The following is a 17327-nucleotide window of genomic DNA, read 5'->3' as shown; positions in this document are numbered from 1 at the left end:
GTCACAGCTCCTTTTTATTTTTAGTGTTAAAATTAAATTTATTTTATTTTGAAGCAAATTATATCTTTATAAACATAATTATATTTTAAGGAATAAAAGAAAGAATTCCTAGGCTAAAAATTATAGCTTTTATTATATATTTTAATGATGAATTTTTCAGGAAAAGTAAGTTAATTTTATTTAATATACGTATAATATGTAAAACTATGTTGAAAATATTCGCATAATGTGGTAATGTTTATTATGTTATAAAATAAAATATTCGCTCTTATATAATTCTGATAATAGGGTTCAGGAGTTTCTACAGAGTAGCCTTAAACTACTCTACTATAGGAGAGGTTATTAGGATGCATATATTCTATAACTTATCTCCTTTTATTATTAAGAGTAGATATAATTGAAGGGAGATAAAAGATATGGATTTATGGAAAGACATTTTATCAATTTTTAGTGTGCTTTTAAATGGCTTACCACAAGGGCTTTTAGCATTATCCTTTGGTTTTGCCTCTGTTCCTACAGCCTTTGCATTTCTAATAGGTGCTGCTGGTAACGCAATAACAGGAAATGTAGTACCTATATCATTTCAAGCGGAAACAATTACTTTAGCTGGTACTATGGGGGACAACCTTAAAGAAAGACTTTCAATGATTTTTTATGGTGGTTTAATAATGACCTTCATTGGATTATTTGGATTAATGAGTAAAATAACTGATTCTATTGGCCCTGTTATTACAGCAGGAATGATGGCCGGAGTTGGAATTATGTTAGCTAGGGTTTCTATAGAAATGGCTAGAAAAAATAAAATTATAGGATATGTTTCTATAGCTTCAGGAGTAATAACTCATCTATTTACAAAGGACTTAGTTTATACCATAGCAGTGTCTGTAATAATATCAAGTATTGTATATAATATCCTTGGAAATAAAAAAGGAGAATCTTTTATTATAGAAAGAGAAAAAATAGCTATAAATAAACCATCTTTTAGCTTAAAAATATTAAGAGGAGCTATGAGTATGGTATGTCTTAACATAGGGGCTAACATTGCCTTTGGAAATATTACGGGACAATTAGCAAACCGTAAGGTAAACATAGATCATGTATCTATAATAAGTTCATTAGCTGATATGAGTTCTTCTATTTTGGGTGGTGCGCCGGTAGAATCTATAATTTCAGCAACAGGAGGAGCTCCTAATCCTAAAGCTAGTGGTATTATAATGATGCTACTTATGGCTGCAATATTATTTGCAGGATTTCTACCTAAAATAGGAAAGTATATTCCTACAGAATCAATAGCAGGATTTTTATTTGTGCTAGGAGCCATAGTTACCGCTCCGGTAAACGCAGCCTCTGCTCTTACATCTACTGCTGCTAATGGTACAGTTATAGGTGGGGTTACAATGACTGTCACAGCTATAACAGATCCTTTTATTGGTATGATTTCAGGGTTATTAATGAAAATATTATTACCTATGATAGGGTAAATGGAGGGGAAATATATGAATAAATATTATGAATTAAATGTATGTGGTGTTAAGCGTAATCTTCCAATAATCAAGATAAATGAAGAGTTGGCCATTGCTAGTTTTGTAATTCTTGGGGATACTGAACTTATATCTAATGTAGCTTTGGATATAGCAAAAAAATTGCCAAAGGTTGATGTATTAGTTACTGCAGAGGCTAAGGGAATTCCCTTGGTTTATGAAATATCAAAAATATTAAATATGAAAAGTTTTATTGTGGCGAGAAAAAGCATAAAACCTTATATGAAAAATGCTATATGTAGTGAAGTGCTCTCTATAACTACTCAGAAAAAACAATTATTGTGTTTAGATGGGGTAGATGTAGATAAAATTAAGGGTAAAAAAGTTGCAATCATTGATGATGTAATAAGTACTGGAGAATCATTAACTGCACTGCAAAAATTAGTGGAGGATGCAGGCGGAATTGTAACTAGTAAGGCTGCAATTTTAGCAGAAGGGGAAGCTTCAAAGAGAGAAGATATAATATTTTTAGAAAAACTACCTCTATTTCCATTAAAGTAGAAGTACATATGGTATTCACTCCGTTATGTATATACAGATAAAAAGACTGTGTATACATAACGGGGTGATTTTTTATGGAAAGTAAACAAAAACATATTTATGGAAATAATAAGGAAAATTTCCATGAAAATTAGATAGATTTGAACATATCATCTTTTTAAAGAGTCAAATATTATGGTGTGAATTTTATCCACCTTTTTTCTTCACTACTTTTTTGAGCTAGTTCTATAATTTTTATTTTGTGAAGATTTCTTTTTATTTTCTTCTATTATTTTTTTCATTTTTTCTATAGTACTTTCCTTCATATTATTCTCCTCTAATTTCTATATTTTAATGATCACACAGGCTTTCCCTTGAATATTATACTATTTTCTTATAATAGTGAACACCCCATAATTTTAGTAAATATAATTTTAAGAACTAAATCCCTATAATCCATATAAAAAACACAGTATTATATCATATCTGTTCATTTTTCTTTTTAAATATTTAATTTTATTGTATTATATCTTTATACCCTTCACTGTAACAATTAAATTATCATATTATATTAATTATAATCATTTAGTGAGGTTTTAAATTGTAATGAATTGGACAATGCAAAGACAAAATATATACTTAAGAGAAAAGGCTGTGAATTATGCTATAACTTATGCTTTAAATCCTAATCCTCAATATAGATATTTCCCTATAATAAATAATAATGGTGGTGACTGTGCAAATTTTATATCTCAATGTCTATTAGCTGGTGGGGCTCCCATGAAATTTAGTAGCGAGTATCCTTGGTGGTATAATCATAGCAATACTATAAATGTATTAGATGATACTTGGTCTATATCTTGGGCTGTAGCTCATTCTTTATACTATTATTTAAAAGTAAATCAAGAAAAAGGCTCTTTTGGTGCAAAGGGGCTAGAAGTTTATAATAAGAATGAATTAAATATTGGAGATTTAATATTTTTTGAAGATAATAACAGTCATATATTTCATTCTGCAATAATAACCGCTTTTCAGAATAAAGAACCTTTAATATCACATCATACTTTTAATGCGCTAAATATTCCTATTAAATATTCCTGGAAATATGATAAAATACATTTTTTAAAAATAAGCTTATAATTCTATATGTATTACTTTAAAAATTCTTGAAGTAATACATATAGAAGTAACACATATATATAATTAGTATTTTCATTGCTATAAAAATTATAAAACTAGAGAAAATCTTGATAATTTCGCAATTGGTAATTTTATAAATAGAATAGATTAAAAAATTCTAAAAACAGATTTTAAACATAATGTTACAATGAATAATAATTTATGTTAATTAGGGCTAATACTTAAACTTTTATAATTTATATATTAGCTCTAAATTTATTTTTGTAAAAATATAAATCTATACTAATGGAAATTTATATGCCTAATTAAATATAATAACGGCTATAGATACTGCTTCAGAATATGTTATCAAAGGAAGGAACTTTTTTAAGTGATTAAGAATGTTGTAAGATTTTGAAAATTGCAAAAATATCTTGAGGAATATGTATAAATATAGTAAAATTGATTAAAAGATGCTTCAATTAGTGTTAATTCATAAAGTTAAAATTAATTAGAAATTTAGAAGGAGGTATCATATATGGAAATTATAAAAAAGAGTGGGAAATTAGAGTACTTTGATGAAAGAAAGTTAAAAACAAGTATAGCTAATTCTGCTAGAGATACTGAGGGGGTTCATTTAACAGAATCAGATTTAAATGCCATAGTAAAAGATATAAAAAATATAATTAAAAACATAAGAAAGGATAATGAAAAAACCTCCAGTTATGAGTTAATAGGCATAATAAATGATGTTCTAATAAAAAATAAATTTCATAAAGTATTAAAAGAATTTGTAGCTTTTAAAGATAAAAGATAATAAAAAAGTTGCCTTAAAATTAAATCTATTTTGAGGCAACTTTTTTTAATAGTGTTATTAAACCTTTCTAAATATTATTTTGTAAATTGTAGTTTGTAAAAATAATATTTCTTAAACTTAAATGAATAATATTTCATACTTTAAAGGCAATGAAATTAGCACTTTTAGTATATAAATATCATTAAACATACAATGATGAGGAACGATAAGTATTGGTCTGACTGATGTATTTAAATCTAATGTAGTTATAATGTGTTTTTTTAGGATTGTGCTAAAAAATTGAAAAATGTATTATTATTATGTATAATAGTATAAAAATACAATAATAAAATAATATAAATTAGGCAGGTGTATATAATGTCTTATCCAAGGGTTGAAGTAGATACTAAAAAAATTAGATATAATACTAAGGTTCTAGTAGAGGAATGTAAAAAAAGAGGAATAAAAGTAACGGCGGTAACCAAAACATTTTGTGGAAATCCTAAAATTGCAAAGGTTATTGCAGAAGAAAAAGTAGATATTCTAGCAGATTCTAGAATAGAAAACTTAAAAAAATTAACTCATATTAATTTGCCTAAAATGCTTTTAAGATTACCTATGATAAGTCAGGTAAAGGAAGTTATAAAATATGCGGACATTTCACTTGTATCAGATATTATTACTATAAGGGAACTTTCTAAAGAGGCTATAGAACAAAATAAGATACATAATATTATATTAATGATAGACTTAGGAGATTTAAGAGAAGGTATATTTAATGAAGAGGAAATTTATACTACTGTAGAAGAAATACTTAATCTTAAAGGTATAAAACTAATGGGCATAGGAACAAACCTATCCTGCTATGGGGGAGTCATTCCTACATACGAAAATTTATCACAGTTAGTTAATATAAAGAAAAATATAGAAAGTAAATTTAATATAAAAATAGAGGTTATTTCAGGAGGAAATTCTGGATGTATTAGTTTATTTAAAGAAAATAAGGTACCAAAAGAAATTAATCAATTAAGATTAGGAGCATCCATATCCTTGGGAATAGGATTGAATGATGGACATATAGAGCCTCTTCTAAAAGATGCATTTAAATTAGTGGTTGAGATAGTGGAAGTTAAAAACAAGCCCTCAGTGCCCATTGGAAGTATTGGATTAGATGCCTTTGGTAACAAACCATTTTTTGAGGATAAAGGTATTATGAAAAGAGCCATATGTGCTATAGGAAGACAAGATATTAGTCCAGATAACCTAATACCCATAGATGATAAAATAGCAGTTTTAGGGGCAAGTAGTGACCATCTTTTATTAGATATTACAAATTGTAATAAGGATTATAAAATAGGTGATAAAGTAGAATTTAATGTTACCTTTGGAGGATGTTTATCCATAATGACTTCTGAGTATGTTCATAAAATTATATTATAGATTTTTTAGTCATTCTTTATTGATACTTTTGTATTTTTAGAAAAAATATCGATAAAGAATGACTTTTATTTTGTATAGATAATGTTAGCATACTTGAAAAAATTTATAAGAGTATTATAATTATAGAAGTTAATACAGTATTAGATAAAATAGACAGAAGTAGGTGTAATTTATGTTAAATAGCTTTAAGAAAAAAATATTAGCAGGGTTTTTATTAGTAACTATAATGTGTGTGGTTTCTTTAACTGTAGTATCATCATTAGAGACTAGAAAAATAGCTACTAATCAAATGAAAAAGGATGGTATTGCTATAAGTAATATGGTAAGAAAATCTTTAGGTAAAAATAAAATAACTGAAACAAAAGAAATAAGTACAATATTAAAGGATATAAAAAAAGATTTAAAAGAAGATATGGTGTATTTATCAGTGTGTGATACAGATTATAAGGTAATTGCTCATAATGATGACAATATGCTAAATACTGGAATAGAGAATAAAGAGCAATTTGAAAATGTACTTAAAGAGGGAAAAACTATAGGATTAATATTTAAAAGGACAACTGGAGATAAGGTATATAATGTATCTACTCCCTTTTATGAGGATGGGAAAGTAGTGGGCATTGTAAATGTAGGAATCTCCCTTGAAGGCATGAATAAGTTAATAGAAAAAGGGCTTATTGAAACATTAGTTATAGTCTTAGTAATATTAGTAATTTCCTTTATTATAGCCATTTTAATTGCAAGAAATATATCAAAACCTATAGAAAGTATGGTAACTAAAGTGAATAAGATTTCTGAGGGTGACTTTACTATAGAATTTCATGCAAAGGGCGAAGATGAGATTTCAAAACTAATGAACTCTTTAAATAAAACTATGGAAGTTATAAGAAATCTTATAGGTAAAATTAAAGATGAAGCAATTACTATAGATGGAGTTTCTCAAAATTTATCTGCCTCCAGTGAAGAAAATTCTGCTTCGACTACTCAGGTTTCAAATTCCTTAGCAGAGGTTGCAGAAAACTCTACAAATCAAGCACAACAAATTAATGAAGCTACTGAAGCTCTTATGAGATTTGGAGAAATTTTAGAAAATATAAATGATAAAGTTATAGATGTAGCCAGCAGCAGTTCAAATATAAAGAATTCTGCCCATGAGGGTTCTATAAAGATAGACAACCTTGTTAAATCCGTAGAAGATATTAAAGAAACCTTTATATCTGTTACAGATAGAATTTCTTCATTAAATGTTAGTGTTCTTAAAATAAGTGAAATCACAGATGTTATAAATGAAATAGCAGAAAAAACTAATCTTTTAGCCTTAAATGCTGCTATAGAAGCAGCTCGAGCTGGTGAAGCTGGAAGAGGTTTTTCAGTAGTAGCAGAAGAAATAAGAAAACTTGCAGAACAAGTTTTATATTCATCTAAGAATATACATACATTAGTTGAGACCGTAACAACTAATACAAATGAAGTTTCCCATAACACTGAAAAAGTATCAGAAAAAATACAAGTGCAAGCAGATTCTATAGAAGATACTATAGATTCCTTTAAAAATATACTAGGAGAAGTGGAAAAAATTAATCCTGAAGTTGAAGAAGTATCCCAAAAATTAAATATGACTATGGATAAAAAAGATACTATTCTTAATAATGTGGGAACAGTATCTAATATATCTCAAGAACTTTCAGCTTCCACAGAAGAAATCGCTGCAGCTATGGAACAACAAGCATCTTCTACAGAAGAAGTATCTTCTTCTGCTGAGGAGCTTACAGAACTAGCAGATAGGCTAGCAAATGTGGTAGAAAAGCTAAAAATATAATAGGGGATGGTTCATGCCAAAAAAATAAAAATATAATACATGTAGTTAATACAAAAACATAGAAAAGCTAAATAAAAAACAATTTTAATAGGCGCCTTATTTCATGTCAATAATCATAAAAAAAACATGAAATGAGGTATTCTATTTGGGGAATTTTAGAAGATATAAAAGGGAATATGGAATATATTATGTAATAGTAAGAGCCGTATCTGAAATCCAAGTGTTTCAAAGAGATAAAGATCAAGAAATATATTTATCACAGATGAAGTATTATAAAGAAAATAAGAAATAGATGATAGTTAAGTTTTTATAACTAAAGATCTATTTCTTAGTTATGATATATATTAAATATGAAGATAGTTGTCTAATATTTAATATGACGATAAGTCTCATTTATTTAATAATAATAAAATTATAAATAAATGAACCATTCCTAAAAAGGTCTTATTAGAGGGTTAAATTATTAACAAAAATGTTGAAAAATAATTGATTTATATATTATTTATACAAATTTGCTAGATTATCTGCAGTAAGAATAGCAGCATAAACATCCTCGTAAGTTACTTCAAAAGGCATATTGAAAATAGTTTCTCCCTCAGCACAGGTAGCTTTAGCCACCTTCATAATGTCTTCTTTTTTTATCTCTTTAATTCCCATATCTTCTAGAGTTATTGGAAGATTTACGTCTAAACAGAATCCTATAACTTTTTCAAGTTCTTCTAATGGACTGTTTTCTAAAACCAGTTGTACTAAAGTTCCAAAGGCAACTTTTTCACCATGGTACAAATGATGACATTCCTCTAATACTGTAAATCCATTATGGATGGCATGGGCTGCTGCTAGGCCACAGCTTTCAAAGCCAATTCCACTTAAGAAAGTATTAGCTTCAATAATATTTTCTACAGCTTTAGTGGAAACTTTATTTTCTACAGCAAGTTTTGCTTTAAGTCCATCTCTTAAAAGGGTTTCATAACAAAGTTTAGCTAATGCAAAGGCACTATTAGTTCCTTTACCACCAGCTAAAGTATCGGAATTTGAATTTGTGCAAGCTCTAGCTTCAAAATAAGTTGCTAAAGCATCTCCCATGCCTGCTACTAAAAGCCTTGCAGGAGCTTTAGTTATCATAGAAGTATCTACCAATACTAAGTCGGGATTTTTAGGGAGTAATAGGTACTCTGAGAAAGTTCCTTCTTTTGTATATATTACTGAAAGGGCACTACAAGGAGCGTCTGTGGAGGCCACAGTTGGAGCGATAACTACTGGAGTATTCTTATAGTAAGCCACAGCCTTTGCTGCATCAAAAATCTTACCTCCTCCAATACCAACTACCACATCACAGTTATTGGATTCCACACAAGAACATAATCTATCTATTTCTTCTTTGCAACATTCTCCATTAAAGGACTTAAATATTAATTGTATATTAAAATTTTTACAACTTTTTTCTAAAGTAAATTTAGTTCTTTTTATTCCATTAGGACTAGCTATTATTAAAAATTTTTTACCTAAAGATTTAGCATGAACTCCAAAGTTAGATAATTCTCCTTTACCTTGAACATATTTACTTGGGGAAATTATTATTTTACTCATATTCTTTCCTCCTAAAAAGTATATCTAGTTCTATATTTATTATATCAAAGAATAGTTAATTTTTTATCAATTTATTGTTAAAAAATTTAAATTTTAAGTTTTATTTATACATAAATTGATTAAATAATAGATTTTATTATTTGAAATTTATTCACAATTGACATTGTATATTAAAAAATATAGTATAAAATAGAGAAAACTAAGTTACATATGTTAAAAGATATATATAATATATAAATGAACCGTCCCTAAATAATTATTGGAATAAAGGAAGATAATAGAATATAATTAAATTCAAGGAACATGTTTAATAAGTAGTTCTTATTAAAATAATATTTTATAAAAAATTAACTAAAGAATGTGAAGTTTTTAGTATAGAACAAAAGATAAAAATTTTGATGAATAGATTAGAGTATTTTAAATGGAGGTATTGAGAAGTTTATGAGGTATGAAGGCGCTATATTTAGACCACCTAGTGAAGCGAATAGCTTAATTTTACAGATTACTATAGGGTGTTCTCATAATAAATGTAGTTTTTGTTCTATGTATAAAAATGAGAAGTTTAGAGTAAGAAATTTAGAGGAAATATTTGAGGATTTAGAGGAAAGCAAATTATATTATAGAAGAATAAATAGAATATTTTTAGCAGATGGAGATGCACTTTGTTTAAAAACAGAAACTTTAAAAAGGATACTAGTAAAAATAAAGGAAACTCATCCTCAATGTGATAGGGTTGGCATATATGCTACAGCTAAAGATGTACTAAGAAAATCCATAGAAGAATTAAAAGAGCTTAGAGAATTAGGCTTAGGAATAGTTTATATGGGATTAGAAAGTGGTAGTCCAGAAATTTTAGAGGACATAAATAAGGGAGTTAAAGTTGAGGAATATATAGAAGCTTCTAAAAAAGCAAGGACCAGTGGTATAAAATCATCTATAACTGTAATATCTGGCCTTGGAGGAAAAGAAAAATGGCAACAGCATGCCATAGAAACAGGTAAAGCATTATCTTTAATAGATCCAGATTATGTTGGCTTATTAACTCTTCTTTTAGATGAAGGTACAGAGATGACCGAACAGGTGAAAAGAGGAGAGATCACTTTACTAAAACCAGAAGAGGTTATGAAGGAAACAAAATTAATGCTAGAAAATATGAATGTAACTAATTGTATATTCAGAAGTAATCATGCCTCTAATTATGTGGCATTAAGAGGTACATTACCTAGTGATAAAGAAAAATTAATAAATGTAATAGAAAATATATTAAAGAAAGATTTTTATTACAAAGAAGATATGTATAGATTGTTATAGGATCAATTTAAATAAACTATATTAGGAATATTAAAAATTGAAAACAGATATTAAAGTAGAAGGATATATTAATATAAATAAATATTGCAAATAAAAATTAATGATAGGAAAGATTTTTAATATGACATGCAGGTGTCATAATAGCCTTGGTATAATGAAATTATATATTAAAGATAAATTTAAATATCAAGGAGATAATAATTTATGAATATCATAAGTGTTGATAATGAAAATATTGATAAAGAGCATATTTGTTGTGCTATATCAGATAAAAAAGGAGAAACTTGTATATCATCTAAGAAAAACTGGATGAAAAAACAATTTAGTGAAGGACTGGTTTTTAAAAAGTTTAATGTACGTGGTAAGGTTTTTATAGAATATATACCTTCCGAAAATGCATGGTGTCCAATTGAAGCCCCAGGATATATGTTTATCAATTGTTTTTGGGTTTCTGGTCAATTTAAAGGTCAGGGTTGTGGAAATAAATTGTTGGAAGAATGTATTATGGATGCAAAACAGCAGAATAAAAAGGGGCTTGTTATCCTTTCATCAAAAAAGAAAATGCCCTTTTTGTCAGATCCTAAATACTTAAAATATAAAGGGTTTAAGACATGTGATATAGCAGAACCTTATTATGAACTGTTATATTTTCCTTTTGATGAAAATGAAGTAAAGCCAAAATTTAAAGAGTGTTGTAAAAATGGTACAATTAATGAAAAAGGAATGGTTTTATATTACTCAAATCAATGCCCACATACTGATAAATATGCACTGCTAACTAAAGATATTGCTCAATTAAAGAAAATAAAATTTTCATTGATAAAGTATGAATCTAAGCAGCAAGCTCAGAATGCACCTTCACCCTTTACCACATATAGCCTTTTTTATGATGGTAAGTTTGTGACCAATGAAATATTATCAGAGAATAAATTTAAGAAGTTCCTTGAGAAAAAAGGTTTTTAAAATGGAAAAAATGTCCTCAATGTTTTTTAACAATGAGGGCATTTTTTATAATGGAATATTTTTATTTAGGAGGATGAGATAAAATTATTTTGCTGCCCATATTTCAATTTCTAATTTTATCTCTTTTAATCCTAAAGCATTTACATAAGCAACAGTCATTGAAGGATAAGGTTTTCCAAAAAAATCATCATATACTTTATCAAAGTAATCCCAGTCAATTTCTTCTGTTGCCCAAATATTAACCTTTATAACATTATTAGGTGTTAAACCTATACTCTTTAATAGATTTGATATATTTAAAAATGTGTTGTTTACCTGTTCATTGAATTCCACAGGGAAATTGCCATCTAAATCTGCTCCAACTTGTCCAGAAAATGTGTAAAATGTTGCATTAGGCTCTATTTTGGTTATATGAGTATAATTACCTACTGCTTTACTTATTTTTGAAGAATCCAATCTACTAACTACATTATTATTCATTTTTATTAATTCCTTTCTCTATTGGGATAAAATAATTTCTACCACTATATATTGCTTATAATATATAGTTATCCATTGATAGAAATTTATTTATCGAAAACAGAGATGGAATGTTTATTCTTTTCTATGTTACTAGCATATAAACATTCTTTCATTTTAATACCCCCCATGCTATAAATATATATATTGAAATAGATTTTGTCAATGAATACTAATTAATGCTATAATAAAGTTGAAATAAATAGCTTTGAGATAAAAACACGATTCGGTTGGTAGTCCGAATAGGGTAATTAGCCCTCAGTAACCTGCCCTCCTGGGGTTGTCCGTTCTCTAATTGAGCTATATAACAGGAGGAAAAAAATGATTAAATTAACAGTTTTATTTGACGAGCCTTTTTGGATAGGTATTTTTGAAAAACAGGATCAAGATAAAATTCAAATATGTAGGGTGGTTTTTGGTCAGGAACCTAAAGACTATGAAGTATACGATTTTATCTTAAAAAATTATTACAATATTAAATTTAGTGATCCAATATCCATAGGCAAAAATCCTAAGAAAAAAATTAATCCCAAAAGGATGCAAAGAGAAATTAAGAAAACAGTACAGGAAAAAGGTATTGGAACAAAGGCGCAACAGGCTTTAAAACTTGATCATAAAAATAAAAAAACAGAAAGAAAGATTAAGTTAAAGGAAAATCGTGAAAATAAAAAAGAACTTAAATTTCAAAAAAGACAGGAAAAGAAATCTCAAAAGAAAAAGGGACATTAATATAGAAATGACATATGTTATAAAAAATATTTATTAGGAGTTAAAAAATGTCTACAACAAAAAGAACATACAAGTAAGCCTTCTATACTTATGAAAAATCACAATTATATAATAAAAAAGAGTATAGGAGGCAGTTTTTATGAATAATAATATTTTTCAAAATTGGATGAATAGCTATATAATAAAGGATCATATTACAAATAAGAACATTGAAGTTGGTGATTTTTCTTATTATTCCGGCTATTATCATGCTAAGCATTTTCAGGACTATTGTGTAAGATATTTATCCGAAGAGAGAGATGATGTTGATAAACTAAAAATAGGAAAGTTTTGTTCAATAGGTTCAGGAGCTGCATTTATTATGGCAGGAAATCAAGGCCATAGATATGATTGGATAACAAGCTATCCCTTCTATTATACAGAGCTTAATGAAAATTCAAAGGATGGATATGTGCGAAGTGGAGATACTGTAGTAGGAAATGATGTATGGATAGGAACTGAAGTTATAATAATGCCGGGAATAAAAATAAATGATGGGGCCGTAATAGGAACAAGAGCAGTGGTTACTAAAGATGTAGAGCCATATACCATTGTGGCTGGAAATCCAGCTAAACCTATAAAAAAAAGATTTTCACAGGATGAAATTCAAATGTTATTAGAAATGAAATGGTGGAACTGGCCCATTGAAAAAATAAAGGAAAACATACCTATTTTATGTAGTAATAATATTAAATTATTATACAAAAAGTTTGTATGCAATAATATCTAGTTTAAATATTTTAATTTTAGAAGCATTTAATTTAGGGGTTTTTTTAGTAATTATATGAATGGGGATGAAAAAATGGTTATAGAAGTTAATAAAAGTATTTTTGATGGTCTTACTGAAACAGAGAAAACAGTAGTTAATTATATTAATTCTAATGAAAGCAAAATACCTAATATGTCTATAGTAGATGTAGCAGAAAAATCTTTTACCTCCCCAGCAACGGTTTCTAGAACTATTAAAAAATGTGGATTAGAGGGTTTTTCCGAACTAAGATACAAAATTTCAGCTAAAAATGATTACAATCATGATTCTAAAAAGGTAAATGAAATACTAGGTAAATCTTTAATAGAAGTAACAAAGACTATAGAAAATATTTCTGTAGAAAATGTATTAAAAACTGTTAGACTAATAAAAGAAGCAAAGCGTATATACATTTTAGCTAGAGGTCTTACAGAACTTGTGGCTCAAGAGTTTAATTTAAAATTAGAATTATTAGGATATAATACATTTTTGATAGTAGATCCTAATATTATGAAAAAGATATGTAAAACTTTAAATAAAGAGGAACTTGTAATAGTCTTTTCACTAAAAATCGGCTCTCCTGAAATAGTAGAGTCAGCAGAAAGTGCAATTAAAACTGGAGCAAAATTAATCACTTGCTGTTGTGTTAAAAATAGTAAATTAGAAAATTTATCAGATATTACATTGATAGGCCATAAACAGTCTAGAACGGCTATTAAAGAATTTGAAGTTACTTCAAGGTTACCATTGTTTATAATATCAAGAGCTATTATAGATTATCTAATAATTTAAAAGCTGTATGAAAAGAGATTTTTTAATATTGAAAATCTCTTTTTTATATTTTCAGAATTATTTTACATGCTCTAATATAGACAAATACAGGAGTACATTGTATATTTACATAAAAAAACATATATGAACTATGAAAACATTTTCTCTATATATTAGATAAAATAAAAGTATAAATAAAATATAAACGGAGGACAAAATAATGAGAAGAATTTTATCTACTAGAGAAATGTTAAAAAAAGCTCAAGCAGGAGCATATGCTATACCAGCATTTAATATTCATAATTTAGAAACATTACAGGTTGTGGTAGAAACTGCAGCAGAATTAAAATCTCCAGTTATTATAGCAGGAACACCATCAACAATTAGTGATTATGCAGGACCGGATTATATAGCTGCTATGGCAGAAGTTGCAGCAGAAAAATATGATATTCCAATAGCAATTCATTTAGATCACTTTGAAAATGTGGAGGAAATTAAAAAGGATATCGATATTGGATTTAAATCTTGTATGATTGATGCATCTAAAAAACCCTTTGAAGAAAATATAAAAACTGTTAAAGAAGTAGTAGAATATGCTCATAAGTATGATGCAACTGTAGAAGCAGAACTTGGTAAACTAGGTGGAAAAGAAGACGATTTAGTAGTAAGTGAAAAGGATGCTATGTATACAAATCCAGATGATGCTGTAGAATTTGTAAATAGAACCGGGGTGGATTCTTTAGCAGTAGCTATAGGAACAGCTCATGGATTATATAAGGGAGAAGCAAAACTTGATTTTGATAGATTAAAAGAAATTAGAGAAAAAGTTAGTGTACCTTTAGTATTGCATGGGGCTTCAGATGTACCAGATGAATTAGTTAAGAAAGCTATATCTCTTGGAATTTGTAAAGTAAATGTGGCTACAGATTTAAAAATACCATTTTCAGATGCTGTAAAAAATTACTTTAATGAAAATCCAAAGGCTAATGATCCAAGAAAATATATGACACCAGGAAAAGAAGCCATGAGAGAAGTAGTAAGACATAAAATAATGGTTTGCGGAAGTAATGGACAAGCTTAGACCTAGAGGAGATGAGGCTATGATTTATACATTAACTACTAATCCAGCTATAGATATGAATTGTTCTTCCAGTAGTAATGAACCTTTTAAGGTAAATAGAACTACTAATTTATCCTATTCACCTAATGGCAAAGGAGTAAATGTGTCACTAGTTTTGAATCATTATTCTATAGAAAGTAAAGCTCTTGGATTTTTCGGAGGATTTACAGGAAAGTATATTGTAGAGGAACTAGATAAGAAAAATATACTTACAGAAGCTTTTTGGATAGAAGAAAATACAAGGATAAATGTATTTATAAATACGGAAGATAATAAAGAATTTAAGTATGTAAACAAGGGACCTTTTGTTTCGAGGAAAACTCAAAAGGATTTATTAAAATACTTATCATCAAATTTAAAAAAAGGTGATTATTTAATAATAAGTGGAAGTCTTCCTCAAAGTATTGAAGAGGATTACTACAATGAAATTTTAGATATATGTGTGGAAAATAATGTTCAAGTTATATTAGATATAAGCTCTAAAAAATTAAAAGAATTATTAAAATATAAACCTTTATTAATTAAACCTAATGATGAAGAAGTTGAGGCTATATTTGGACTTAGTTTAAAAGATGAAGAGGATATAAAAGGGGCATTAAAATATATTTATAAGTTAGGTGCAAAAAATATACTTTTAACCTTAGGAGAAAAGGGAATGTATTTTTACAATGGAGACAAAGTTTATTATTGCAATGCACCAAAGATTAAACTTTTAAGTTCTGCTTGTGCAGGGGATGCATCCTTAGCAGCATTTTTAAGTGAATGGTTATTTGAATCTAATATAGAAAAGGCACTTAAAAAGGCATCCGCTACCGGTGCAAATGTTGCTGAATCTAGTGCGCTAGGAACTTTTAGTAAAGTATCAGAGTATATACAAAAAATAGATGTTAAGGAGGTAATGTAAATGAAAAAGATTATTGCTGTTACGGGATGTCCTACAGGAATAGCTCATACATTTATGGCAGAGGAAGCATTAAAGAAGGCAGCCAAAGAATTAGGAGTAGATATAAAAGTAGAAACTAATGGTGCTGTTGGAGTAGAAAATGAATTAACAGATAAGGATATAGAAGAAGCAGTTGGAGTAATAGTTACATCAGATAAAGATGTTAGAGCTGATAGATTTACAGGAAAAGCAACTATAGAAACTTCAGTAGCAGATGGAATTCGTAAACCTAAAGAGTTAATTCAAGCGGTATTAGATGGAAAGGTTCCTATAAAAGGAGGAGCAGCTAAAAAAACTATAAAGAAAAGTTCAGAAGAAGTTCCAGGTAAAAAATCTGTAACTAGAGATATCTATAAACACTTAATGAATGGTGTATCTCATATGTTACCTTTCGTTGTAGCAGGTGGTGTACTTATAGCTATATCTTTTTTATGGGGAATATATTCCTTTGATCCAAAATCAACACAATATAATCCTATAGCAGCTATGATTAAGGGAATAGGTGGAGAAGCATTTGCAATAATAGTTCCAATATTTACAGCTTATATTGCAGATTCCATTTCTGGAAGACCAGGTATGGTAGCCGGATTTGTTGGTGGACTTATAGCAAATACTACAGGATCAGGATTTTTAGGTGGTATCATTGCAGGTTTCTTTGCAGGATATCTAATGCTTTACTTTAAAAAATTACTTTCAGGATTACCAAAACAATTTGAAGGTTTAAAATCAATATTTATATTGCCAATAATCGGAATATTGGTAACAGGTGTACTAATGACATTATTAGGTGAACCGGTAGCAGCTTTAAATAAGGGTATTATGGCATGGCTTGCATCACTTGAACAAGCAAATCCAATTTTATTAGGAATAATTATAGGTTGTATGTCTGCCTTTGACTTTGGCGGACCAGTAAATAAAGCCGCTTACCTAACAGGTACAATGCTACTTGCACAAGGAAATTATTATTTCATGGCTGGTGTTTCAGCAGCTTGTATAACACCACCACTTGTAATCGCTTTAGCAACAACATTCTTTAAAAACAGATTTGATGAAGAAGAAAGAGCAGCTGGATTAGTTAACTACATCTTAGGTTGTACTCATATAACAGAGGGAGCAATTCCTTTTGCAGCCAAAGATCCATTAAGAGTTATTCCAATATTAATGGTTGGTTCTTCTGTATCTTCTGTATTAACTTATTTAATGAAAATTCAAGTGCCAGCTCCTCACGGTGGATTTTTAATACTACCATTAGTTAGTAAACCATTACTATGGGTAGGCGCCATATTAGTAGGATCAACAGTAGGTGCAATATTATATGGAATATATAGAGGACATACACAAAAGAAAGCTCAATAAGATTAATTCAAAAAATATATACCTTGTTACTATATTAATTATA

At 28.3% G+C, this 17327-nt stretch carries 17 protein-coding genes and 1 riboswitch; of the genes, 15 read left to right on the top strand and 2 right to left on the bottom strand.

The genetic code is table 11. From position 1 onward, the window contains the following. The first annotated feature begins 248 nt into the window (after window positions 1–248). Window positions 249–350: riboswitch (purine riboswitch) on the top strand. A 66-nt stretch (window positions 351–416) separates the two neighbouring features. From ACYUDJ_RS02695 to ACYUDJ_RS02665, 7 genes are all read left to right on the top strand, one after another. Continuing rightward, window positions 417–1481 carry a hypothetical protein gene (locus tag ACYUDJ_RS02695; RefSeq protein ID WP_003485619.1) on the top strand — a complete coding sequence of 355 codons (1065 nt, stop codon included), beginning with the start codon at window positions 417–419 and terminating at the stop codon, window positions 1479–1481. A 15-nt stretch (window positions 1482–1496) separates the two neighbouring features. After that, entirely contained in the window at window positions 1497–2042 is a 546-nt protein-coding gene (locus ACYUDJ_RS02690; RefSeq protein ID WP_042384912.1) for a phosphoribosyltransferase family protein, read from the top strand. A 585-nt stretch (window positions 2043–2627) separates the two neighbouring features. Next, window positions 2628–3161: an amidase domain-containing protein gene (locus ACYUDJ_RS02685; RefSeq protein WP_003485621.1), complete on the top strand. Its 534-nt coding sequence runs from the start codon at window positions 2628–2630 to the stop codon at window positions 3159–3161. Between the two features lie 517 nt (window positions 3162–3678). Next, window positions 3679–3957 carry an ATP cone domain-containing protein gene (locus tag ACYUDJ_RS02680; RefSeq protein ID WP_003485622.1) on the top strand — a complete coding sequence of 93 codons (279 nt, stop codon included), beginning with the start codon at window positions 3679–3681 and terminating at the stop codon, window positions 3955–3957. A gap of 357 nt (window positions 3958–4314) precedes the next feature. Then, window positions 4315–5376 carry an ornithine racemase Orr gene (gene orr / locus ACYUDJ_RS02675; protein WP_043031970.1) on the top strand — a complete coding sequence of 354 codons (1062 nt, stop codon included), beginning with the start codon at window positions 4315–4317 and terminating at the stop codon, window positions 5374–5376. 172 nt (window positions 5377–5548) lie between these two features. Continuing rightward, window positions 5549–7195, top strand: a complete 1647-nt coding sequence (locus ACYUDJ_RS02670; RefSeq protein WP_003485624.1) for a methyl-accepting chemotaxis protein — start codon at window positions 5549–5551, stop codon at window positions 7193–7195. A 145-nt stretch (window positions 7196–7340) separates the two neighbouring features. After that, complete coding sequence (locus ACYUDJ_RS02665; protein ID WP_003485625.1) at window positions 7341–7487, top strand: hypothetical protein; 147 nt, start codon at window positions 7341–7343, stop codon at window positions 7485–7487. 206 nt (window positions 7488–7693) lie between these two features. Here the strand turns inward: ACYUDJ_RS02665 and ACYUDJ_RS02660 are convergent, their stop codons facing one another. Continuing rightward, on the bottom strand, window positions 7694–8785 hold the full coding sequence (locus ACYUDJ_RS02660; protein WP_003485626.1) for a glycerol dehydrogenase: 1092 nt from the start codon (window positions 8783–8785) through the stop codon (window positions 7694–7696). A 441-nt stretch (window positions 8786–9226) separates the two neighbouring features. On the opposite strand from ACYUDJ_RS02660, the gene ACYUDJ_RS02655 reads away from it, so the two are divergent. Both ACYUDJ_RS02655 and ACYUDJ_RS02650 read left to right on the top strand, forming a co-directional pair. Next, a complete protein-coding gene (locus ACYUDJ_RS02655) occupies window positions 9227–10096 on the top strand; it encodes a radical SAM protein (RefSeq protein WP_003485627.1) in 870 nt (289 codons plus the stop codon). Between the two features lie 204 nt (window positions 10097–10300). Next, entirely contained in the window at window positions 10301–11059 is a 759-nt protein-coding gene (locus ACYUDJ_RS02650) for an N-acetyltransferase (protein ID WP_003485628.1), read from the top strand. Window positions 11060–11143: 84 nt separating this feature from the next. Here the strand turns inward: ACYUDJ_RS02650 and ACYUDJ_RS02645 are convergent, their stop codons facing one another. Next, window positions 11144–11539, bottom strand: a complete 396-nt coding sequence (locus ACYUDJ_RS02645; protein ID WP_003485629.1) for a RidA family protein — start codon at window positions 11537–11539, stop codon at window positions 11144–11146. Between the two features lie 360 nt (window positions 11540–11899). On the opposite strand from ACYUDJ_RS02645, the gene ACYUDJ_RS02640 reads away from it, so the two are divergent. The 6 genes from ACYUDJ_RS02640 to ACYUDJ_RS02615 all read left to right on the top strand — a co-directional run bounded on the left by ACYUDJ_RS02640 (window position 11900) and on the right by ACYUDJ_RS02615 (window position 17284). Then, a complete protein-coding gene (locus ACYUDJ_RS02640; RefSeq protein WP_003485630.1) occupies window positions 11900–12307 on the top strand; it encodes a YjdF family protein in 408 nt (135 codons plus the stop codon). A gap of 139 nt (window positions 12308–12446) precedes the next feature. Continuing rightward, entirely contained in the window at window positions 12447–13076 is a 630-nt protein-coding gene (locus tag ACYUDJ_RS02635) for a CatB-related O-acetyltransferase (protein ID WP_043031969.1), read from the top strand. Window positions 13077–13148: 72 nt separating this feature from the next. Beyond that, complete coding sequence (locus ACYUDJ_RS02630) at window positions 13149–13886, top strand: MurR/RpiR family transcriptional regulator (protein ID WP_042385532.1); 738 nt, start codon at window positions 13149–13151, stop codon at window positions 13884–13886. Between the two features lie 199 nt (window positions 13887–14085). After that, window positions 14086–14946, top strand: a complete 861-nt coding sequence (locus ACYUDJ_RS02625; protein WP_003485635.1) for a tagatose bisphosphate family class II aldolase — start codon at window positions 14086–14088, stop codon at window positions 14944–14946. Window positions 14947–14965: 19 nt separating this feature from the next. Further along, a complete protein-coding gene (pfkB, locus tag ACYUDJ_RS02620; RefSeq protein ID WP_042384915.1) occupies window positions 14966–15889 on the top strand; it encodes a 1-phosphofructokinase in 924 nt (307 codons plus the stop codon). Then, window positions 15890–17284: a PTS fructose transporter subunit IIC gene (locus tag ACYUDJ_RS02615; protein ID WP_003485639.1), complete on the top strand. Its 1395-nt coding sequence runs from the start codon at window positions 15890–15892 to the stop codon at window positions 17282–17284. Window positions 17285–17327: the final 43 nt, after the last annotated feature.

The sequence above is a fragment of the Clostridium sp. CTA-6 genome, assembly GCF_054768115.1.
This window is presented reverse-complemented; position numbering and strand designations above follow the sequence as displayed.

Coding starts and splice junctions, on each gene's coding strand:
- ACYUDJ_RS02695 (WP_003485619.1), top strand. CDS start 417: ATGGATTTATGGAAAGACATTTTATCAATTTTTAGTGTGCTTTTAAAT.
- ACYUDJ_RS02690 (WP_042384912.1), top strand. CDS start 1,497: ATGAATAAATATTATGAATTAAATGTATGTGGTGTTAAGCGTAATCTT.
- ACYUDJ_RS02685 (WP_003485621.1), top strand. CDS start 2,628: ATGAATTGGACAATGCAAAGACAAAATATATACTTAAGAGAAAAGGCT.
- ACYUDJ_RS02680 (WP_003485622.1), top strand. CDS start 3,679: ATGGAAATTATAAAAAAGAGTGGGAAATTAGAGTACTTTGATGAAAGA.
- orr (WP_043031970.1), top strand. CDS start 4,315: ATGTCTTATCCAAGGGTTGAAGTAGATACTAAAAAAATTAGATATAAT.
- ACYUDJ_RS02670 (WP_003485624.1), top strand. CDS start 5,549: ATGTTAAATAGCTTTAAGAAAAAAATATTAGCAGGGTTTTTATTAGTA.
- ACYUDJ_RS02660 (WP_003485626.1), bottom strand. CDS start 8,785: ATGAGTAAAATAATAATTTCCCCAAGTAAATATGTTCAAGGTAAAGGA.
- ACYUDJ_RS02655 (WP_003485627.1), top strand. CDS start 9,227: ATGAGGTATGAAGGCGCTATATTTAGACCACCTAGTGAAGCGAATAGC.
- ACYUDJ_RS02650 (WP_003485628.1), top strand. CDS start 10,301: ATGAATATCATAAGTGTTGATAATGAAAATATTGATAAAGAGCATATT.
- ACYUDJ_RS02645 (WP_003485629.1), bottom strand. CDS start 11,539: ATGAATAATAATGTAGTTAGTAGATTGGATTCTTCAAAAATAAGTAAA.
- ACYUDJ_RS02640 (WP_003485630.1), top strand. CDS start 11,900: ATGATTAAATTAACAGTTTTATTTGACGAGCCTTTTTGGATAGGTATT.
- ACYUDJ_RS02635 (WP_043031969.1), top strand. CDS start 12,447: ATGAATAATAATATTTTTCAAAATTGGATGAATAGCTATATAATAAAG.
- ACYUDJ_RS02630 (WP_042385532.1), top strand. CDS start 13,149: ATGGTTATAGAAGTTAATAAAAGTATTTTTGATGGTCTTACTGAAACA.
- ACYUDJ_RS02625 (WP_003485635.1), top strand. CDS start 14,086: ATGAGAAGAATTTTATCTACTAGAGAAATGTTAAAAAAAGCTCAAGCA.
- pfkB (WP_042384915.1), top strand. CDS start 14,966: ATGATTTATACATTAACTACTAATCCAGCTATAGATATGAATTGTTCT.
- ACYUDJ_RS02615 (WP_003485639.1), top strand. CDS start 15,890: ATGAAAAAGATTATTGCTGTTACGGGATGTCCTACAGGAATAGCTCAT.